Annotated in this window: 14 protein-coding genes and 2 pseudogenes; 6 read left to right on the top strand and 10 right to left on the bottom strand. The window is 71.5% G+C overall.

Annotated features, from left to right (window positions below; all coding sequences use genetic code 11):
* Positions 1-222, bottom strand: a pseudogene (locus GPJ59_RS18605) (hypothetical protein); the annotation flags it as partial.
* A 311-nt stretch (positions 223-533) separates the two neighbouring features.
* Between GPJ59_RS18605 and GPJ59_RS18610 the strand changes: the two are divergent.
* The 4 genes from GPJ59_RS18610 (at position 534) to GPJ59_RS18625 (ending at position 9,298) form a co-directional block, all read left to right on the top strand.
* Positions 534-1,034: a DUF6912 family protein gene (locus tag GPJ59_RS18610; RefSeq protein WP_219668322.1), complete on the top strand. Its 501-nt coding sequence runs from the start codon at positions 534-536 to the stop codon at positions 1,032-1,034.
* Positions 1,035-1,048: 14 nt separating this feature from the next.
* On the top strand, positions 1,049-1,768 hold the full coding sequence (locus tag GPJ59_RS18615; protein ID WP_219668334.1) for an HAD family hydrolase: 720 nt from the start codon (positions 1,049-1,051) through the stop codon (positions 1,766-1,768).
* Positions 1,769-2,133: 365 nt separating this feature from the next.
* The gene (locus GPJ59_RS18620) at positions 2,134-7,092 is read left to right on the top strand and encodes an NAD-glutamate dehydrogenase (RefSeq protein ID WP_219668323.1); all 4,959 of its coding nucleotides are present in this window, start codon (positions 2,134-2,136) and stop codon (positions 7,090-7,092) included.
* Positions 7,093-7,456: 364 nt separating this feature from the next.
* Positions 7,457-9,298, top strand: a complete 1,842-nt coding sequence (locus tag GPJ59_RS18625) for a vWA domain-containing protein (RefSeq protein ID WP_219668324.1) — start codon at positions 7,457-7,459, stop codon at positions 9,296-9,298.
* Between the two features lie 57 nt (positions 9,299-9,355).
* On the opposite strand, the gene GPJ59_RS18630 is transcribed toward GPJ59_RS18625, so the two are convergent.
* Both GPJ59_RS18630 and GPJ59_RS18635 read right to left on the bottom strand, forming a co-directional pair.
* The gene (locus tag GPJ59_RS18630) at positions 9,356-9,583 is read right to left on the bottom strand and encodes a DUF397 domain-containing protein (RefSeq protein ID WP_308120361.1); all 228 of its coding nucleotides are present in this window, start codon (positions 9,581-9,583) and stop codon (positions 9,356-9,358) included.
* On the bottom strand, positions 9,580-10,395 hold the full coding sequence (locus GPJ59_RS18635; protein ID WP_219668325.1) for a helix-turn-helix domain-containing protein: 816 nt from the start codon (positions 10,393-10,395) through the stop codon (positions 9,580-9,582). The genes GPJ59_RS18630 and GPJ59_RS18635 overlap by 4 nt, the downstream gene beginning before the upstream one ends.
* Positions 10,396-10,491: 96 nt before the next feature.
* Between GPJ59_RS18635 and GPJ59_RS18640 the strand changes: the two genes are divergently transcribed.
* Complete coding sequence (locus GPJ59_RS18640; RefSeq protein WP_219668326.1) at positions 10,492-10,923, top strand: GNAT family N-acetyltransferase; 432 nt, start codon at positions 10,492-10,494, stop codon at positions 10,921-10,923.
* Positions 10,924-10,947: 24 nt separating this feature from the next.
* Here the strand turns inward: GPJ59_RS18640 and GPJ59_RS18645 are convergent, their stop codons facing one another.
* Both GPJ59_RS18645 and GPJ59_RS18650 read right to left on the bottom strand, forming a co-directional pair.
* Positions 10,948-11,718, bottom strand: a complete 771-nt coding sequence (locus GPJ59_RS18645; RefSeq protein ID WP_219668327.1) for an ABC transporter ATP-binding protein — start codon at positions 11,716-11,718, stop codon at positions 10,948-10,950.
* Positions 11,711-12,613 (bottom strand): ABC transporter permease, encoded by a 903-nt coding sequence (locus GPJ59_RS18650; RefSeq protein WP_219668328.1) that lies wholly within the window; start codon positions 12,611-12,613, stop codon positions 11,711-11,713. Before GPJ59_RS18650 ends, GPJ59_RS18645 begins: the two co-directional genes overlap by 8 nt.
* A gap of 164 nt (positions 12,614-12,777) precedes the next feature.
* Here GPJ59_RS18650 and GPJ59_RS18655 point away from each other — a divergent pair, with 164 nt between their 5' ends.
* Entirely contained in the window at positions 12,778-13,416 is a 639-nt protein-coding gene (locus GPJ59_RS18655; protein WP_219668329.1) for a TetR/AcrR family transcriptional regulator, read from the top strand.
* 114 nt (positions 13,417-13,530) lie between these two features.
* Here the strand turns inward: GPJ59_RS18655 and GPJ59_RS18660 are convergent, their stop codons facing one another.
* The 5 genes and pseudogenes from GPJ59_RS18660 to GPJ59_RS18680 form a co-directional block, all read right to left on the bottom strand.
* Entirely contained in the window at positions 13,531-15,804 is a 2,274-nt protein-coding gene (locus GPJ59_RS18660) for a bifunctional glycosyltransferase/CDP-glycerol:glycerophosphate glycerophosphotransferase (protein ID WP_219668330.1), read from the bottom strand.
* A gap of 117 nt (positions 15,805-15,921) precedes the next feature.
* On the bottom strand, positions 15,922-16,827 hold the full coding sequence (locus tag GPJ59_RS18665; protein WP_219668331.1) for a carbohydrate ABC transporter permease: 906 nt from the start codon (positions 16,825-16,827) through the stop codon (positions 15,922-15,924).
* Complete coding sequence (locus tag GPJ59_RS18670) at positions 16,824-18,146, bottom strand: carbohydrate ABC transporter permease (protein WP_258024593.1); 1,323 nt, start codon at positions 18,144-18,146, stop codon at positions 16,824-16,826. Before GPJ59_RS18670 ends, GPJ59_RS18665 begins: the two co-directional genes overlap by 4 nt.
* Before the next feature lie 19 nt (positions 18,147-18,165).
* Positions 18,166-19,563 (bottom strand): ABC transporter substrate-binding protein, encoded by a 1,398-nt coding sequence (locus tag GPJ59_RS18675; protein WP_219668333.1) that lies wholly within the window; start codon positions 19,561-19,563, stop codon positions 18,166-18,168.
* A gap of 147 nt (positions 19,564-19,710) precedes the next feature.
* A pseudogene (locus GPJ59_RS18680) lies at positions 19,711-19,989 on the bottom strand (FtsK/SpoIIIE domain-containing protein); the annotation flags it as partial.
* Positions 19,990-20,106 lie beyond the last annotated feature (117 nt).

Here is a 20,106-nt window from a genome sequence, read left to right on the forward strand (position 1 = left end):
CGGCACGGCCCTGGGGGCCGCGGGCCCCACGCCTCCGCCACTGCCCGCAGCGCCCGCCCCGGCGAGCGGGGGCGGAGGCGGGGCTACGTGACCGTGCCGGTCCGTCCCCTGGGCCACGCCGCTGCCGGCGGCCGGCCTGCGGGTCTGTCGCGGGACCCGGTCGGCGCCCGTCACGGTGTCCGTCACGGTGTCGGTCGTCGCGTTCGTCGTCGTGTCGTCCATGTGGTCGCCCCCGCGGAAGTCGGGCCCGGGCAGTACCGGGCGGTAACTTGTGGTGACCTTCTACGGCTGGCGGCTACGCTCCGCAACGGTCCGGGCCGGGGGAGGGCCGTGGCGGGCAGGTTCACCTATCCGGGTGGCCGGGGTCGGGGTCGGGGCGGGCGGAAGCCCGGGCGGTGGCGCCCGGTGGACGGTGCCCTCGGCGGGCCCGCACCGCCGAAGGGTTACTCGCCGGGTACGCCGTACGGCTGAATCCCCGGCGGGGTCCGGGGCCGTATCCTGAGGGCGTTCCCGACTACCGAAAGCAGCCGGCCATGCGCGTGTACGTCCCCCTGACCCTCCCCGGGCTCGCCGAGGCGCACAAGGCGGGCGAGCTGGGCCCCGCGCCGCTGCGCGCGTACGCCGTCACCCCCGGCCTGCGCGAGTGGTACGTCTCCGACGACATCGAGGAACTGGAGTACGCCGCCCTCAGCCGGGCCGCCCTCGCCTCCCTGCGGATGATCGCCGCGGATTCCGCCGCGCCCCGCCGCCGCGTCGTCGTGGCCGTGGACGTCGCCGACAAGGACGCCTCCGCCACCCCCGGCGTGGACGAGGCCACGCTCGGCCAGGTGACCCTCGCCGACCCCGTCCGCCTCGCCCGCGCCGCCGCCGTGCACGTCGACGCCGGCGACGCCGAGGCCGATGTCACCGCGGCCGCCGCCGCGCTGGCGGCCGCCGACGCGGGGGACGACGACGCGCAGTTCACCGTGGACGGCGCCGAGGACCACGAGCTGCTGTGGTTCGGCGTCCAGGAGATCCCGGGGCTGCTCGCATGAACATGAACACCCCCATGAACACCCCCGTGGACATACCCGCCGGCCCGCCCGCCGGCAGCGCCGGCCCGCCGCACATCGTCTGGGACTGGAACGGCACGCTCCTGCACGACGTGGACGCCGTCCTCGTCGCCACGAACGCCTCCTTCGCCGAGTTCGGCTTCGCCCCGCTGACCCTGGCGGAGTACCGCGACCTGTACGTCGTACCCGTGCCGAAGTTCTACGAGCGGATCATGGGGCGGCTGCCCACCGAGGAGGAGTGGCTCGTCATGGACGACACCTTCCACCGGCACTACTGGGCCGCCGCCGAGAACGCCGGCCTCGCCGACGGGGCCGCCCTCCTCCTGGCCGACTGGCAGCGCCAGGGCCTCAGCCAGTCCCTGCTGTCGCTGGCGCCCCACGACCGCCTGGTCCCGCTCGTGCGCACCCACGGCATCGAGGGCCACTTCGTCCGGGTCGACGGCCGTACCGGCCCCTCGCACACGTCGAAGGCGGGACATCTCGTACGTCATCTGCAGGCCCTCGCCCCGACGGGCGTGACGGCCTCGCGTACGGTCCTCATCGGCGACGCCGTGGACGACGCCACGGCCGCCGCGCACGTGGGCGCGCGGGCCGTGCTCTACACCGGCGGCTCGCACAGCCGCGCAAGCCTGGAATCAGCCGGAGTGCCCGTCGTGGACACCCTGGCCGACGCCGTCCGCGCAGCCCGCGAGCTGGCCGAATATGTAGCCGAATAGGTACTGGCACGCGGCGCGCCCCACGTCGCTGGCCAGAGTGTCAAAGTTCCGGCCCAGGATTTGTACAGATGCAGTGAATGACGAGCGGGGGGTAGGGCGAGATAGCCTTGTACCCGTGATCAGCGCGATAGTCATCGGGGGCACCGTTGCCCCTGGCCTGCGCCCGGTGCACCTCCGTGCCCGGGCCCTCGCTGGTCCCCGCTGCCGGAACACCGTGCCGATCATGGCCGATTACCTTCCGGTCGCTTCTCTCGACGGCCAGGCGCCGGTTCCGGACGGACACCTCCCGCATCGCGGCGGCGGCGCTACGCCATTCCTTCCTTCACCTACGTCACGCAACGGCGCGCGACAGGAGCCATGAGGACATGCAGACCAAGCTGGACGAAGCAAAGGCCGAGCTGCTCGCGCGGGCGGCACGGGTAGCTGAGAACAGCCCGGCCGGGGGGCTACTTCCGACTGGGTCCGAGCAGGCGGAGAGTCCGGACCAGGACACCGTGCTCAACTACCTCCAGCGCTACTACCTGCACACCGCCCCCGAGGACCTCAGCGACCGCGACCCGGTCGACGTCTTCGGCGCGGCCCTCTCCCACTACCGGCTCGCAGAGAAGCGCCCGCAGGGCACGGCCAACGTGCGCGTCCACACCCCGACCGTCGAGGAGAACGGCTGGACCTCCAGCCACTCGGTCGTCGAGGTCGTCACCGACGACATGCCCTTCCTCGTCGACAGCGTGACCAACGAGCTCTCCCGCGTCGGCCGCGGCATCCACCTCGTGGTCCACCCGCAGGTCGTCGTCCGCCGCGACGTCACCGGCAAGCTGATCGAGATCCTCGGCCCCGACTGCGATGCCCACGGCCCGCGGACCGCGCGTCCGCACGACGCCCTCGTCGAGTCGTGGATCCACGTCGAGATCGACCGCGAGACCGACAAGGGCGACCTCAAGCAGATCACGTCCGACCTGCTGCGCGTCCTGTCCGACGTCCGCGAGGCCGTCGAGGACTGGGAGAAGATGCGCGACACCGCGCTGCGCATCGCCGACCAGCTCTCCGAGGAGCCCACCGCCTCCGACCTGCGCGAGCACGAGCTCGAAGAGGCCCGCGAGCTGCTGCGCTGGCTCTCCGACGACCACTTCACCTTCCTCGGCTACCGCGAGTACAACCTGGTCGACGGCGACGCCCTCGCCGCCGTCCCGGGCACCGGCCTCGGCATCCTGCGCTCCGACCCGCACCACAGCGGCGACGACCACCACGCCCACCCGGTCTCGCCGTCCTTCAGCCGGCTGCCCGCCGACGCCCGCGCCAAGGCCCGCGAGCACAAGCTGCTGATCCTGACGAAGGCCAACAGCCGCGCCACCGTGCACCGCCCCTCGTACCTCGACTACGTGGGCGTGAAGAAGTTCGACGCCGACGGCAACGTGGTCGGCGAGCGCCGCTTCCTCGGCCTGTTCTCCTCCGCCGCGTACACCGAGTCCGTGCGCCGCGTCCCGGTGATCCGCCGCAAGGTCGCCGAGGTGCTGGAGGGCGCCGGCTTCGCGCCGAGCAGCCACGACGGCCGCGACCTGCTCCAGATCCTGGAGACCTACCCGCGCGACGAGCTGTTCCAGACCCCCGTCGACAAGCTCCGCGAGATCGCCACCTCCGTCCTGTACCTGCAGGAGCGCCGCCGGCTGCGGCTGTACCTGCGCCAGGACGAGTACGGCCGCTACTACTCGGCCCTCGTCTACCTGCCGCGCGACCGCTTCACCACCGGTGTCCGGCTGCGCCTGATGGACATCCTCCGGGAGGAGCTCGGCGGCACCAGCGTCGACTTCACCGCCTGGAACACCGAGTCGATCCTCTCCCGCATCCACTTCGTCGTCCGCGTCCCGCAGGGCACCGAGCTGCACGTGCTCACCGACGCCGACGCCGAGCGCCTGGAGCAGCGCCTCGTCGAGGCGGCCCGCTCCTGGTCCGACGGCTTCGACCAGGCGCTGACCGCCGAGCTCGGCGAGGAGCGCGCCGCGGAGCTGCTGCGCCGCTACGGCGGTGCCTTCTCCGAGGGCTACAAGTCCGACCACACCCCGCGCGCCGCCGTCTCCGACCTCGTGCACCTGGAGAAGCTGCGCGGCACCGACCGCGACTTCGCCCTCTCGCTGTACGAGCCGGTCGGCGCGGGCGCCGGCGAGCGCCGCTTCAAGATCTACCGCACGGGCGACCCGGTCTCCCTGTCCGCGGTCCTGCCGGTGCTCAACCGCCTGGGCGTCGAGGTCACCGACGAGCGCCCGTACGAGCTGCGCTGCGCCGACCGCTCGGTCGCGTGGGTCTACGACTTCGGCCTGCGGATGCCGACCGCCGGCGACCACATCGGCGACGACGCCCGCGAGCGCTTCCAGGACGCCTTCGCGGCCGTCTGGACGGGCGAGGCGGAGAACGACAACTTCAACACCCTGGTGCTGAGCGCCGGGCTGACCTGGCGGCAGGCCGTCGTCCTGCGCGCGTACGCCAAGTACCTGCGCCAGGCCGGCTCCACCTTCAGCCAGGACTACATGGAGGACACCCTCCGCAACAACGTCCACACCACCCGCCTGCTGGTCTCCCTCTTCGAGGCCCGCATGTCGCCCGGCCGCCAGGCCGCCGGCAGCGAGCTCGTCGACGCCATGCTGGAGGAGCTGGACGGGGCCCTGGACCAGGTCGCCTCGCTGGACGAGGACCGTATCCTGCGCTCCTTCCTCACGCTGATCAAGGCGACGCTGCGGACCAACTTCTTCCAGATGACGGCGGCCGGCGAGCCGCACGCCTACGTCTCGATGAAGTTCGACCCGCAGGCCATCCCGGACCTGCCGGCGCCCCGCCCGGCCTTCGAGATCTGGGTGTACTCGCCGCGCGTCGAGGGCGTGCACCTGCGCTTCGGCAAGGTCGCCCGAGGCGGCCTGCGCTGGTCCGACCGCCGTGAGGACTTCCGTACGGAGATCCTCGGCCTGGTCAAGGCGCAGATGGTCAAGAACACCGTCATCGTGCCGGTGGGCGCCAAGGGCGGCTTCGTCGCCAAGAACCTGCCGGACCCGTCGGTGGACCGCGACGCGTGGCTCGCCGAGGGCATCGCCTCGTACAAGATCTTCATCTCGGCGCTGCTCGACATCACCGACAACCTGGTCGGCGGCGAGGTCGTGCCGCCGAAGGACGTGGTCCGCCACGACGAGGACGACACCTACCTCGTCGTCGCCGCCGACAAGGGCACCGCGACCTTCTCCGACATCGCCAACGGCGTCGCGGAGTCGTACGGCTTCTGGCTCGGCGACGCCTTCGCCTCCGGCGGCTCGGCCGGCTACGACCACAAGGGCATGGGCATCACCGCCCGCGGTGCCTGGGAGTCCGTCAAGCGGCACTTCCGCGAGCTGGGCCACGACACCCAGACCGAGGACTTCACGGTCGTCGGCGTCGGCGACATGTCCGGTGACGTCTTCGGCAACGGCATGCTGCTCTCCGAGCACATCCGCCTGGTCGCCGCCTTCGACCACCGGCACATCTTCCTCGACCCGCACCCGGACTCCGCCACCTCCTACGCCGAGCGCCGCCGGCTGTTCGAGCTGCCCCGCTCCTCGTGGGCCGACTACGACACCGACCTGCTCTCCCCGGGCGGCGGCATCCACCCGCGTTCCGCCAAGTCCATCCCGGTCAACGCGCAGGTGCGCGAGGCCCTCGGCATCGACTCCGGCGTCACCAAGCTGACCCCGGCCGAGCTGATGCAGGCCATCCTCAAGGCCCCCGTGGACCTGCTGTGGAACGGCGGCATCGGTACGTACGTCAAGGCGACGGCCGAGACGCACGCGGACGTCGGCGACAAGGCCAACGACGCCATCCGCGTCAACGGCTCCGAGCTGCGCGTGAAGGTCGTCGGCGAGGGCGGCAACCTGGGCCTGACCCAGCTGGGCCGGATCGAGTTCGCCCGCTCCGGCGCCGGCGGCGAGGGCGGCAAGGTCAACACCGACGCCATCGACAACAGCGCGGGCGTGGACACCTCCGACCACGAGGTGAACATCAAGATCCTGCTGAACGCCGTCGTCTCCGACGGGGACATGACCGTCAAGCAGCGCAACAAGCTGCTCGCCGAGATGACCGACGAGGTCGGCACGCTGGTGCTGCGCAACAACTACGCGCAGAACACGGCCCTGGCCAACGGCACCGCCCAGGCCCCGAGCCTGCTGCACGCCCAGCAGCGCTTCATGCGCCGCCTGGGCCGGGACGGCAAGCTGGACCGCGCGCTGGAGTTCCTGCCCAACGACCGGCAGATCCGCGAGCTGCTGAACAACAACAGGGGCCTGACCCAGCCGGAGCTGGCCGTCCTGTTCGCCTACACCAAGATCACCACGGCGGACGAGCTCATCCACACCGAGCTGCCGGACGACCCGTACCTGCGCACCCTGCTGCACCAGTACTTCCCGGGCGCCCTGCGCGAGAAGTTCCCCGAGCAGATCGACGCCCACGCGCTGCGCCGCGAGATCGTCACGACGCTGCTGGTCAACGACACCGTCAACACCGGTGGCTCGACCTTCCTGCACCGCCTGCGCGAGGAGACCGGCGCCTCCACGGAGGAGATCGTCCGGGCGCAGCTGTCGGCCCGCGAGATCTTCGGCCTGGCCGAGGTCTGGGACGCCGTCGAGGCCCTGGACAACAAGGTCGCGGCCGACGTCCAGACCCGCATCCGGCTGCACTCGCGGCGGCTGGCCGAGCGCGGCACCCGCTGGCTGCTCAACAACCGGCCGCAGCCGCTCCAGATCACCGAGACGATCGCCTTCTTCGGCGAGCGGGTCGCGCAGGTCTGGTCGGATCTGCCCAAGCTGGTGCGCGGCGCGGACCTGGACTGGTACCAGTCGATCGTGGACGAGCTGACGGACGCGGGCGTCCCCGAGGAGCTCGCCGCCAAGGTGGCCGGCTTCTCCTCCGCCTTCCCGGCGCTCGACGTGGTCGCGATCGCGGACCGCGTCGGCAAGGACCCGCTGGACGTCGCCGAGGTCTACTACGACCTCGCCGACCGGCTCAACATCAGCCAGCTGATGGACCGGATCATCGAGCTGCCGCGCTCCGACCGCTGGCAGTCCATGGCCCGCGCCGCCATCCGCGAGGACCTGTTCGCCGCGCACGCCGCCCTCACGGCGGACGTGCTGTCGGTGGGCAACGGCCAGTCGACTCCCGAGCAGCGCTTCCAGGCCTGGGAGGAGAAGAACGCGGCGCTCCTGGGCCGGGCCCGGACGACCCTGGACGAGATCCGGGGCTCGGACGACTTCGACCTGGCGAACCTCTCCGTCGCCATGCGCACGATGCGCTCGCTCCTGCGGGCCCACGCCTAGCGGCCGCGGCCGCGCGGCCGTCGTCGGCAGGCCGACGTAACGCCAAGGCCCCGGCCCCCGGATTCCGTCCGGGGGCCGGGGCCTTGGCGTGTCCAGGGGGTTGCGTTCAGAGGGTTGTGTTCAGGGGTTGCGTTCAGAGGGTTGTGTTCAGGGGTTGCGTTCAGGGGGTTGCGTTCAGAGGGTTGCGATCGGAACGATTCCTCCACCCGCCGCGCCAGAGGTGCCAGGGCTGTGCCAGCCGTCAGGATCATGGAACCATTCGCATCTGCTTATCGTCCCCTTCCGTGACCGGCGCATGCCAAGAGACCGACAGGTACACCTCCTGGAGATCACCTTCATGTATTCAAGACCACGCCGACGACGCGTGCTCGCCGCTGTTTCCGTGCTGCTGCTCGGCGCGCTGCTGTCGCCGGCGGCGACCGCGAGCGCCTCCCCCGCATCACCCGAGGCCCCGGACCCTGCCCGGATCGACCTCGTCCTCGACCTGTCCGGGTCGATGAACGAGAACGACGCCGGCGGCCAGACGCGCCTCGCCGCCGCCAAGCAGGCGGTCACCCGGATCATCGACACCGCCCCCGAACAGGCCCCGCTGGGACTGCGCGTCTACGGCGCCACGTATCCCGGACAGGACAAGAAGCAAGGCTGCGCCGACACGCAGCAGGTCCTGCCGGTCACGCCGATGGACAAGGCGGCGCGTGCCGACGCCAAGCAGCGGGTCGCGGGCTTCAAGGCGGTCGGGTTCACCCCGATCGGCGTCTCGCTCCGCGAAGCCGCCAAGGACCTCGGCACGAGCGGCAAGCGCCGCATCGTCCTGGTCTCGGACGGCGACGACACCTGTGCGCCGCCGCCTCCGTGCGAGGTGGCCCGCGAGCTCAAGGCGCAGGGAATCGACCTCGCCGTGGACGTGGTCGGGTTCCGGACGCCCTCCTCGGCACGTACGCAGCTGAAGTGCATCGCCGACGCGACCGGCGGGTCGTACGCGGACGCCGAGGACGCCGACTCGCTGACCGCCAACCTGGGCACCCTGTTCCGCAAGGGGTGGCGGACCTACCACGCCACCGGAAAGCCGGTCGCGGGCTCCCTGGCCGGCTGCCAGGACGCCCCGCTGGTCACGCCCGGCCAGTACCTGGACAGGTTCACCGGCGGCCGCGACCTCTACTACAAGGTCAAGAAGCGGCCGGACCAGCGGCTCCAGGTGAGCGCCACCGCCGTCGCCGAGGAGGGGTACTCGCGCGGTTCCATCATCACGGTCGCGGCCGGCCCGCCGGGCGACGGTGAACCCCGCGCCTGGCTGCGGGAGTTCGACCAGTCGATGGGGTGGGCGAACATCATCTCCACCGGAGGCCGCAGCAAGCCCGGATCCGGCAACGAGACGCCCGCGCCGGACGACACCGGCTGCATCGTGGTCGAGAACAAGGTGACCAAGTCCGGCGACAAGCCGATGCCCGTCGAGCTCCTCGTCGGCATCGCCGACAAGACCACCCAGGGGGCGGGCGCGCGGACTCCGCAGCCCCGCACCGGGGCCGACGCCGAGGGCGGCTTCTCCTTCAACAGCGCCACCCCGATAGGACCGGGCACCCACCGGCAGTCCATCGCCGTCGGCGAGGCCCCCTTCTGGCGGGTGGAGCTGAAGGCGGGCCAGAAGCTGACGGTCAAGGCCGGCGTGGACATCCCGGCCGACTTCCCCGACTCCGCCACCGCCGGGTGGGCCGTCACCGTCTACAACGCCCAGCGCGAGTCGACGCAGTGCAACAAGGACAACCGCTTGACCGAGCTCCTCGCGGGCAGGACCGGGCACATCGAGCGGGTCTGCGGGCCCTGGGAGGTCACCGACCAGGACGAGGCGAAGAGCTCCGACTCCAAGGGATACGACGTGCCCGGCACGTACTACATCCAGGCGCAGGTCGCCGAGCCGCACGCCAAGGCGAAGGGCATCGTCGTACCGATCTCGCTGACCGTGGACATCTCCGGCACACCCCGCTCCGGAAACAGCCCGGTGTTCCACTTCGGCGACGACACCGCCCAGGGCCCGTCACAGCCCGGCGCGAACGGCTCCGACAAGCAGGGCCCGAGCCCGACCGCTGCCGCGAAGGACGACGCCTCGCCCGTGGGCCGGCTCGCACTCCCGATCGGCATCGGCGCCGGGGTCCTGGTGCTCGCCGGCATCACCTTCTACGCCCTCAGGCGCAGCCGGGCAGCCAGCTAGCCGAGACGGCGAGGCCGCAGCTCCTTCGAGCTGCGGCCTCGCGTCGTGGGGGTCGCCTTACGCGGTGGCGTGCTCCAGGAAGCGCGTCCAGGCCTGGGGGGTGAGGGCCAGCTCGGGCCCGGCCTTGACCTTGGAGTCCCGGACGTGGACGGTGTCGGCGCAGGGCGCGACCTCTACGCAGTTGTCGCCGTCACCGCTGCTGTACGTGGACTTGTGCCAGGAGAGCGCGACTTCCACGCAGCTGTCGCCCTGGCTGCTGCTGTAGCTGCTCTTGAACCAGTTCACAGAGATCCTCGCATTCGCTCCAACAGGCCCACGGAGTCCGCCGGGTTGAGGGCCTGGAAGCGAAGTTTTGCATACTGCTGGTGCAGGGTGCTGAGGTCCTTCGGGGAGCTGATCACCTGGCCCATCTTGGGTCCCTCGGTGTACCCCAGCCACTCGTGTTCCTCGGTTTCGAGGAGCTGGAACGGGCCGTCGGTACCCGCGTGCTTGGGCTGGACCGTGGGCATGATCTGGATGTCTACGTTGGGCAGCTTCGCGCACTCCAGCAGCCGGTCGATTACCTCCCGCGTCACTTTCGGCCCGCCGATCCGCCGCTCGATCACCGATTGCTCGATGATGAAGTTGAAGGCGATCAGGGGCACGCGCTGGAGCAGCTTCTGTCGTTCCAGGCGGGCCGTGACCATGGCCTCCACGCCGTCCGACGTCGTAGGCGGCGGAGTGTTCTCGATGATGGCCCGGGCGTACGACTCCGGCTGTAACAGCCCCGGTACGAGTCGGCACTCGTACGTGTTGAGGGCGACGGCCCTCTCCTCCAGTTCCGCCCACCGGTGGAACCAAGAAGCCAATCCTCGCTCCCTGTTGAGCCGTTTCGCCGCCACGCGGATCACTCCGTATGCGTCGAGCGCGTGTTCCGCTTCGGCCACGAACTTTGCCGACGGGTGCCGTCGGCCCTGCTCCACGGAGCCCACGTATTCGACGGAGTAACCCATCTCGACGGCCAGTTGCTCCTGTGTTAGGTGCATGCGCTTCCTGGAGCCTTTGACGATCTGGCCGAACTCGCGCAGATGCGCGCTGTCACTGTCCTCGCTCACCATGACACTCAGCGTTACGTGCCGTGACCGGCCCTGTCCAGAGCGTGAACCCGTACAAAAGCTTGGTACGGGCAGCTAGTGGGCCGTTACGGTGCTCGTATGAAGATCATCGACCTGGAGCCCGGGGACCAGCGGCTGGTTGAGGACATGCTCCCGGTGCTGCGCGAACTGCGTCCGCATCTCACCGCCGACCTGCTGGGCGAGGTCTACGCGGAAGGCCATGCGCAGGGGCTGCGGTTCACCGCCGTGTACGACGCGGACGGGACGTGCGTCGGGGCGGCCGGGTGGCGCCTGATGGCCAACACCGTCGATGGCCGCAAGCTCTACGTGGACGACCTGGTGACCGCCGCGCACGCGCGGTCCGGCGGTGTGGGGCGGGCCCTGCTCGGCTACCTGGAGGAGCGGGCCCGGGCCGCGGGGTGCAGCCTGCTGGACCTCGACTCCGGAACGCAGCGGGCCGAGGCCCATCGCTTCTACTTCCGCGAGCGCATGGGTGTCATCGCCTTCCACTTCGGCAAGGCCTTGGACTGAGGGCGCTCAGGCGTTCTCAGGTTCTCAGGCGTTCGTGAAGGCCTCGTACGCGTCGCAGACCTCGCCCACCGGCCCGTCCATGCGGAGCTCGCCCCGTTCCAGCCAGATCGCTCGGTCGCAGGTTTCGCGGACCGTGGACAGGGAGTGGCTGACCAGGAAGACCGTGCCCGCCGTGGCGCGGAGTTCCTCGATGCGTTTCTGGCTGCGGCGCTGGAAGGCGGCGTCGCCCGTGGCCAGGGCCTCGTCGATCATCAGGACGTCGTGGTCCTTGGCCGCGGCGATGGAGAATCGCAGGCGGGCGCCCATGCCCGAGGAGTACGTGCGCATGGGCAGGGAGATGAAGTCGCCCTTCTCGTTGATGCCGGAGAAGTCCACGATCTCCTGGTAGCGCTCGCGGATCTGCTGCTTGGTCATGCCCATCGCGAGGCCGCCGAGGATCACGTTCCGTTCGCCCGTGAGGTCGTTCATCAGGGCGGCGTTGACACCGAGCAGGGAGGGCTGGCCGTGCGAGTAGACCTTGCCGGCCGCGACCGGCTGGAGGCCGGCGACGGCCTTGAGCAGGGTGGACTTGCCCGAGCCGTTGGAGCCGATGAGGCCGATGGCCTCGCCCTTGTGCGCGGTGAAGCTCACGCCCCGTACGGCGTGCACCTCGCGCACGCCCTTCTCGGCCTTCCCGCGGGAGAAGATCCGGCTGAGGGCGGCGGTGGCGCTGCCCCTGCCCTTGCCGGCGCCGTGGACCTTGTAGACGACGTGGACGTCGTCGGCGATGACGGTGGGAACGCGCGTGTCAGCCACGGCCGTACGCCTCCTCGGCCTTCCAGAAGAAGATGAAGCCGCCGACTCCGGCGAGCAGGGCCCAGCCGGCCGCGACCGCCCAGACGTGGGGCGGCAGGGCGTGGGCCGGGAAGGTGTCGATGAGCGAGAAGCGCATCAGGTCGATGTAGACGGCGGCGGGGTTCATCTTGAGTGCCACCGAGACCCAGTGCGGGAAGGCGTCGTTCGCCAGCATCTGGTCGATGCTCCACATGACGCCGGAGGAGTACATCCAGGTCCGCAGGACGAAGGGCATCAGCTGGCTGACGTCGGGCATCTTGCTGCCGATCCGGGCCATGACCATGGCGCAGCCGGCCGCGAAGACCGCCATCAGTGCCAGGGTCGGGACTGCCAGGAGCCAGCTGGGGGTCGGCAGCTGGCCGAAGGTGAGCAGGAGGATCGCCAGGGCGGCCATGGTCACCATGAGCTGCTGGAAGAGCTGTACGACGGTGGAGATGGGCAGGCTGGCGCGGGGGAAGTGCAGGGCGCGGACCAGGCCGATGTTGGAGTGGATGGCGCGGGTGCCGGCGTTGACGGAGCTGCCGATGAAGTCCCAGACGAAGACGCCGGTGATCAGGAAGGGCACGTAGTCGGGGACGCCGTGGCTGGCCTTCATGATGATGCCGAAGATGAAGTAGTAGACCAGCGCGTTGAGCAGCGGGGTCACCAGGTGCCAGACCTGGCCCAGCTTGGCCGTGCTGTATGTCGCGGCCATGCGGGCCGTCGCGAAGGCCGTCACGAAGTGGCGCCGGCTCCACAGCTGCCGGACGTACTCCGGGAGGGAGGGGCGGGCGCCGCTGACGGTCAGGCCGTGGGCGGCCGCGAGTTCGGCGGGGCTGAGCCGCTCCGCCGCCGGTTCGGTCAGGGTCGTGGTCACGGGGGTCGCTTTCGCCGGGGTGTGTGCATGGGCGCCCGTGTGTGCCGACTCTTCGTCGGGACGGGTCCGTATCGTCGCTACGGCGAGCGTAGGGGCGTGTGCGTCGGAACGCAACCGTATCGTCGTGACGGGGGAGTGGCGGCGTGCCCGGCTATGCTCTGTCCATGACCACGGACTCCGCCGCCACCCCGCCCGCCCGCCGCGCCCCGGCGGGGGCCGCCGTCCTGCGCGAGGACGTGACGGAGGCGATCCGCGCGGCGGTGCTGGAGGAGCTCGCCGCGGTGGGGTTCTCGCGGATGTCGATCGAGGCGATCGCCCGCCGGGCCGGGGTCGGCAAGACGGCGGTGTACCGCCGCTGGAAGTCCAAGCTGCACCTGGTGCTGGACCTGATCGGCGCGTTCGCCGTGGACGGGCTGCCGGTCCCGCAGACCGGCTCGCTCTACGGGGACGTGCGGGCGCTGCTGGAGGTCATGTCGCACGTGCTGCGCCACCCGGTGGCGTCGGCGGTGATCCCGGACCTGCTGGTCGAGGCCTCCCGCAACCCGGAGATCGCGGACGCGGTGCGCGGCGCGCTCCTGGAGGGGCAGCGCCGGATGGCCGAGGGCATCGTGGCCGAGGCCGTGGCCCGCGGCGAGCTGCCCGCGGGCACCGACCCCGACCACGCCCTGGACCTGGCGATCGGCCCGCTGTACTGGCGCCAGGTCGTCGTACGCGACGGGGCCCCGGCCGCGTACCTGGACGGCCTGGCCCGCTCGGTGGTGGCGGGCCTGCGGGCGGACCAGGGGCCCGTCGAAACGGTTTAGCGGGGCCGCCCGGGCGTCGCCGCCCGGGGCCCTGCGGGTCAGCGGCCTACGGCGGTCGGCGGCCTACGGCCACCGGTCTTCTACGTCCACCGCTCTTCTACGTCCACCGCTCTTCTACGTCCACCGCTCCGCGCCCAGGCCGGCCAGGCGCGCCCCGGTCCCCGCCGCGGCAGGGCCCGTCGCCGAGGCGGCCGGGGCCGGGCGGCGGTCCTCCAGCGGGACGAACGGCGGCAGTTCCGCGGTCTGGCCCAGGAACACCCGCCGGACCACCCGCTCCGCCGCGTGCCCGTCGTCCAGGGCGCAGAAGCGGGCCCGGAACGCCGCGCGCAGCTGCGCCGAGCGCGAGCCCTGCCAGTGGCCGGTGGCGAAGATGTCCACCAGCTCGTCCTCGGTGCGCGCCACCACCCCGGGCGGGCAGCCGCGCAGGTCGAAGTAGGTGCCGCGGGCGGCCTCGTAGGCCTCCCAGTCGTCCGCGTGGATGACCATCGGCCGGTCCAGGGCCGCGTAGTCGAACATCAGCGACGAGTAGTCCGTCACCAGCGCGTCCGAGGCCAGGCACAGCTCCTCGACCGACGGGTACGCCGAGACGTCGATCAGCCGCGGGTGCGGATCGCGCGCCATCGGGCCCGTGCCGTAGGTCAGATGGGCCCGCGCCAGCAGCACGAACCGCGGCCCGAGGTCGCGCAGCACCCGCTCGAAGTCCAGGTGCTCGGGCCGGCTGCGCCGGTAGTCGCGGTGCGTGGGCGCGTACAGGACCGCCGTCGCGCCGGCCGGGATGCCCAGGCGCTCGCGCAGCTCCCGCACCCGCTCGGGGCCGGCCCGGTGGAAGACGTCGTTGCGCGGGTAGCCGTACTCCAGCGTCGTGTACGCCGCCGGTACCGCCTTCTGCCACACCAGGGTCGAGTGGCGGTTCGCCGACAGCAGGTAGTCCCACTGGTCCGCGCCGCGCAGCAGGCCCGCGAAGTCCGTCGTCGGGGTCGCCGCCGGCCGGTCCTGGAGGTCCAGGCCCACCCGCTTGAGCGGGGTGCCGTGCTGGGTCTGCACGAGGACCTGGCCCCGCCGCTTGACCAGCGCACGGTCGACGTTGACGTTCGTGACCAGGTACGTGGCCCGGGCCAGCGCCGTCCAGTACGCCGCCGAGCCCGGCCGCAGCGGGACCGTCTCGGGCGGCAGCGTGCCCGTGTGCGCCGGGTCGCAGATCCAGGCCGTCCGCATCCGCGGCGCCAGCTCCCGCAGCTTCGCCTCGATCGCCGCCGGGTTGCAGGCGTAGCCGCCGTGCCAGTACGCGCTGAACACCGCCAGCTCCGGGTACAGCGGCAGCATCCGCTGGATCCGGTAGTGCAGCCGCAGCGCCGCCTCACGCAGGCCCCGCCCGGCCGCGGCCGCGCCCCGGCCCGCCGCCAGGCCCGCCGCCCGCAGCACCGACAGCACCCGGTAGGTGCGCCGCACCCCCCACCGCATGAGGGTGTGCCGCAGCCGGTCGGTCCGGGTCGCCGACACCGGGACCGAGCCGTGCGTCCGGTGCGCCCGCAGCAGCGCCGAGGCCCTGCGGAAGAACTCCGCCCGGCAGGTGCGCGGCAGCCGGCGCCGGTCGGCGTACAGGGCGCAGAAGTGCTCGGCCATCCGCCGGTGCACCGTCGGCCGCCACCGCGCCAGCTCCGGGCGCCGGTCCAGGAAGCCGAAGACCCGCTCGTACTGGTCGAAGATGTCCAGGTGGCGCCGGGTGGCGGTGGTCAGGATCGAACCGGTCCGGCGCTGGCGGTAGTGCACGCACACCCGGTCGAGCACGGCCACCGACTCGGCTGCCAGCAGCGCCGGGTACGTCCAGGGCGTGTCCTCGTAGAAGCCGGGCGGGAAGCGCAGGCCCTCGCGCTCGACGAAGTCGCGGCGGTAGGCCTTGTTCCACACCACCATCAGCATGCCCAGCAGCCCCGGCCGGTCCGAGAGGCGGAAGCTGGCCGGGCCGTCCTCGGCGAGGCGGTGCGCGAGCCGGTTGCGGACCACCTCGCCTGTCCAGAAGGTGCGCGCGTAGTCGTAGACCAGCACGTCCGGGGAGCCCGTGGCCTTCAGCCGGTCGGCGATCGCCTGGAGTGCGCCGGGCGCCAGGGTGTCGTCGCCGTCGAGGAAGACCACGTAGTCGCCTCTGGCCCGGGCCAGACCCGCGTTGCGGGCCGGGCCCAGGCCGCTGTTGTGCGGCAGGTGCAGGGCGGTGACCCGGGGGTCGCGGGCCGCGTACTCGTCGATGATCGCGGGGCAGGCGTCCGGGGAGGCGTCGTCCACGGCGATCAGTTCGAGATCCGGGCACGACTGGGACAGGACGGAGTCCAGAGCTTCCTGGAGGTACTCCTGGACCTTGTACGCGGGCACGATGACGCTGAACCGGGGCACGGCACATCCAGGGGTCGGCGCGGGCATATGAGCGGGCATATGACCCGAGAACCGGCCCGCCCCTCAGCTGGTTACGCCAAGTGCGGCAATCGGGTTACACAGCGTCACCTCCGTGCGTCACTTCACCGCCCCGGCCATCACCCCCGAGACGAACTGCCGCTGGAACGCGAAGAACACCACCAGCGGAACGGCCATCGACAGGAACGCGCCCGGCGCCAGTACGTCGATGTTGTTGCCGAACTGCCGCACCTGCTGCTGGAGCGCCACCGTGACCGGCGGGTGCGCCGAGTCCGCGAAGACCAGGGCCACCAGCATGTCGTTCCACACCCACAGGAACTGGAAGATGCCCAGCGAGGCGATCGCCGGCCCGCCCAGCGGCAGCACCACCCGGGCGAACAGCCGCAGCTCGCCCGCCCCGTCGAGCCGGGCCGCCTCCAGCAGCTCGCGCGGGATCTCCGCGAAGAAGTTGCGCAGCAGGAACACGGCGAACGGCAGCCCGAAGGCGACGTGGAACAGCACCACCCCGGCCGTGGTCTCGAACAGGCCGACCGCGCCGAAGAGTTCGGACACCGGGATCAGCGCCACCTGTACGGGGACGACGAGCAGCCCGACCACGACCAGGAACAGCCAGTCCCGGCCGGGGAACTCCAGCCAGGCGAAGGCGTACCCGGCGAGCGCGCCCAGCACCAGCACCAGCAGCGTCGCCGGCACGGTGATGGCCACCGTGCTCAGCAGCGAGCCGGTGATCGTCTCGTTCGACAGCAGGTTCGCGTAGTTGGCGGCGGTCAGCCGGGCCGGCGCGGTGAACGCCTGCCACCAGCCCGCCGCGTTCAGGTCGGTGGGGGAGAGGAACGACGACAGCAGCAGCCCGAGCGTGGGCAGCAGCCAGAACAGGGCGGCCAGCACCAGGAAGACGCGGACCGCCCCGCCCCCGGCGCGGGCCGCGAGCCGGGAGGCCGCGCCGCCCTTCGCCGGCGCCGTCGTGGCGGTGGCCACGGGTGTCGTGGTCGTGGCGGCGGTCATCGGCGTCCCTCCCGGCGCATCCGGCGGATGTTGTAGAGCATCACCGGCACCACCAGCACCAGTAGCAGCACCGCGATGGCACTGCCCAGGCCCTGGTCGGCGTCCGTGCCGAACGAGGTCCGGTACAGCTGGAGCGCGAGCACGTTCGCGTCGTCCTGCACCGAGCCGGGGGCGATCACGAAGACCAGGTCGAAGATCTTCATGACGTTGATGACCAGGGTGACCAGGACGACCGCCAGCACCGGCGCCAGCAGCGGCACCGTGATCCGGCGGAACACCTGCCACTCGCCGGCCCCGTCCACCCGGGCCGCCTCCAGCAGCTCCCGGGGCACCGCGGCCAGCCCGGCACCGATCAGCACCATCGCGAAGCCCGCCCACATCCACACGTAGGCGCCGATGACGGACGGGGTGACCAGCACCGGACCCAGCCAGTCCACGCCGGCGTACGCCTCGCGGAAGTTCTCCGCGGGCAGCCGCAGCACCGCCCCGTCCGCCTTCGCCGACAGCGTGAACGTGCCGTCCGAACGGGCCCGGACCGACTCCACCACCTTGCCGTCGCGGACCGCCTCGATCCGCATGCCCGCGTAACCCGACTCGGTCGCGTCCACCGCGTTGGTCCGCCCGCCACCGCCGCGGGTGAAGTCCTGCCAGGCCGTGCCCGTCACCTTGCCGGGCTCGGCCGCCGACGCGGCCGCGGGCTGCGTCCCCTCGGGCAGGGCGTCGGGGGCCACGCCGACGAGCGGCAGCAGCACCGGCACCCCGGCCCGCACCGGCTCCTTCGTCACATACGCCCCGCCGCCCGCCGCGACCAGCGGCGAGTCCCGGCCCGGCCGGGCCTTGGGGAACGCCGAGGACTCCGCGAAGGTGTCGTGCACCCCGACCCACACGGCATTGGCCACGCCCCGGTCCGGGTCCGCCTCGTAGACCAGCCGGAAGATGATCCCCGCCGCCAGCATCGAGATGGCCATCGGCATGAACACCACCAGCTTGAACGCCGTGCCCCAGCGCACCCGCTCGGTGAGCACCGCGAAGATCAGGCCGAGGACCGTCGCCGTCGTCGGCGCCAGCACCACCCACACCAGCGTGTTGCGCAGCGCGGTGCGGATCGTCTCGTCTCCGAAGATCTCCTGGTAGTTGGCCACACCGACGAACCTCTCGCCGGAGCGGTCGAAGAAGCTGCGGTAGAGCGAGAAGCCGATGGGGTGCACCACCAGCGCCCCGAGCAGCACCAGCGCGGGAAGCAGGAACCCCGCCGCCACCGCCCGCCCGCGCCACCCGCCGCCGCCCGTGGCGGGGCGGGGGCGCGGCGGGCCGGCCAACGTCTCGCCGGCCACGGCGTCAGCGCCCGTAGGCCTTGGCGGCGTCCGCCTCCAGCCGGGCCTGGGTCCCGGCGATGTCGGCAGGGTTCTTCAGGAAGTCCTGCAGCGCCTTCCACTCGCCCGCGCCGGGCGTCCCGCCGAAGGCCGCCGGGGCCTGGTCCGACATGTCGAAGCGGAAGTCGTCGCCCGCCGCGATCAGCGCCTTGGCTATGTCGCGCTGGATGTCGTTCGGATAGGCCGCGAAGTCCACCGCCTTGTTCGGGGAGACGAAACCGCCCTGGCGGGCCTGGATCTCCGCCGCGTCCGGCGAGGCCAGGAAGGTCAGCAGCGCCTGCGCCCCCTTCGACGGTTTCAGCGCCACCGCCACGTCGCCGCCCGAGACCACCGGGGACTTCGCCCCCACCGCCGGGAACGGGAACACCAGCGCGTCCGTGCCGATCCTGGCCTCGGTCTGGGCGATGTTGACCGCCACGAAGTCGCCCTCGAAGACCATCGCCGCGGCCGGCTGCTCACCGCCCGTGAAGGTCTGCGTCACCGACTTGGGGAACTCGGTGGCCAGCGCGCCGCTCTGGCCGCCCGCCAGGAAGTCCTTGCGGCCGAACAGCTCGGCGAGGGTGGCCAGCGCCTGCTTGACGCTGTCGTCCGTCCACTTGATCTCGTGCTTGGCCAGCTTGTCGTACTTCTCCGGGCCCGCCTGCGAGAGGTAGATGTTCTCGAACCAGTCGGTCAGCGTCCAGCCGTCCGCGCCGCCCACCGACACGGCGGGCACCCCGGAGGCGGACACGGTGTCGGCGGTGGTCAGGAACTCCTTCCAGGTCTTGGGGACCTGGGCGCCCGCCGCCTTGAACGCCTTCGCGTTGTACCAGACCAGCGACTTGTTGGCGGCCTTGTAGTACACGCCGTACTGCGTGCCGCCCACCGCGCCCAGCGCCTTCCAGCCCGGTGAGTAGTTCTTGTCCAGCTGTGCCTGCGCCTCGGGGCCCAGCGGCTGCGCCCACTTGTTCTGCACGGCCGACACCAGCGCACCGACCTGCGGCAGCAGTGCCACGTCCGGCGGCTGGCCGCCCGCCACCTTCGTGCCCAGGAAGGTGACGATCGGGTCCTGCGCCGGGACGAAGGTGACCGTGGCACCCGTCCGCTTCTCGAACTCCTTGAGGACCTTGGTGAAGTTCTCCTGCTCGGGCCCCGTCCACACGGCCGCGACCTCGATCTTCTCCCCGGCCAGCTTCGGTAACTCCACGCTCGCCCGCGGCGTGCCCGACCCACCGGCAGGCGGGTCCTCCTTCGAGCCGTCACCGTCGGCGTCTCCGCCGCAGCCCGTGAGCGCGAGTGCGCCCACGGCGGCGAGCGCCGTCCAGGTCCGAGTCGTCCGGCCGATACGCTGCGTGGTCCTACGGCCGATGCCTTGCGTGCGCATGGTTGTGCCCCCCGATGCCGGTGGTGTGCCCTGTCTCAGCGGTGTGTCCTGTCTCACAGGTCTACGCCGACCCGGCTACCCCCCGCAATACCGCGTCACCGCCTGTGGATAACAGTGGATGACGGTGGACAACGCGGCGCGGGCCGGTCAGGGGGCTGGCGGGAACAGCACCGGTATCGCCGAGACCAGGTGGGAGGCCCGGTCCAGGGCGCTGGCCAGCAGCGCGAGGTCGGTCGGGCCGTTGCCCAGCTCGCGCACCGGACGGCGGGCCGGCGGATCGCCCATCCGGTCCCACTCCACCGGCACCACAGTCGGCCTCTGGGTCGCCGTCCGCGGGATCCGCCCGGTCACCCGGCCGCCCTGGAACGGCACCATCCGCCCGTCCGCGTACCGCAGCACGCCCCGGCCGGGCCCCGGCAGGTCCGGCGGGTCCAGCTCCTCTCTCTTTTAAAACTTCGACGCCTCCGCACAGCTTACCCCGGGGTATAGCATGGCTGGGTCACATCTGCGAGCACGTCAGCGCATCATGATGTAGTTTCAAGT

It is taken from the genome of Streptomyces bambusae (genome assembly GCF_019400985.1).
GTDB classification, from domain to species: domain Bacteria; phylum Actinomycetota; class Actinomycetes; order Streptomycetales; family Streptomycetaceae; genus Streptomyces; species Streptomyces bambusae_A.

What these genes read in the sequence shown, in the direction of transcription:
- GPJ59_RS18610 (WP_219668322.1), top strand. Translation starts at nt 534, where the DNA reads ATGCGCGTGTACGTCCCCCTGACCCTCCCCGGGCTCGCCGAGGCGCAC.
- GPJ59_RS18615 (WP_219668334.1), top strand. Translation starts at nt 1,049, where the DNA reads ATGAACACCCCCGTGGACATACCCGCCGGCCCGCCCGCCGGCAGCGCC.
- GPJ59_RS18620 (WP_219668323.1), top strand. Translation starts at nt 2,134, where the DNA reads ATGCAGACCAAGCTGGACGAAGCAAAGGCCGAGCTGCTCGCGCGGGCG.
- GPJ59_RS18635 (WP_219668325.1), bottom strand. Translation starts at nt 10,395, where the DNA reads ATGGTGAGCGAGGACAGTGACAGCGCGCATCTGCGCGAGTTCGGCCAG.
- GPJ59_RS18640 (WP_219668326.1), top strand. Translation starts at nt 10,492, where the DNA reads ATGAAGATCATCGACCTGGAGCCCGGGGACCAGCGGCTGGTTGAGGAC.
- GPJ59_RS18655 (WP_219668329.1), top strand. Translation starts at nt 12,778, where the DNA reads ATGACCACGGACTCCGCCGCCACCCCGCCCGCCCGCCGCGCCCCGGCG.
- GPJ59_RS18665 (WP_219668331.1), bottom strand. Translation starts at nt 16,827, where the DNA reads ATGACCGCCGCCACGACCACGACACCCGTGGCCACCGCCACGACGGCG.
- GPJ59_RS18675 (WP_219668333.1), bottom strand. Translation starts at nt 19,563, where the DNA reads ATGCGCACGCAAGGCATCGGCCGTAGGACCACGCAGCGTATCGGCCGG.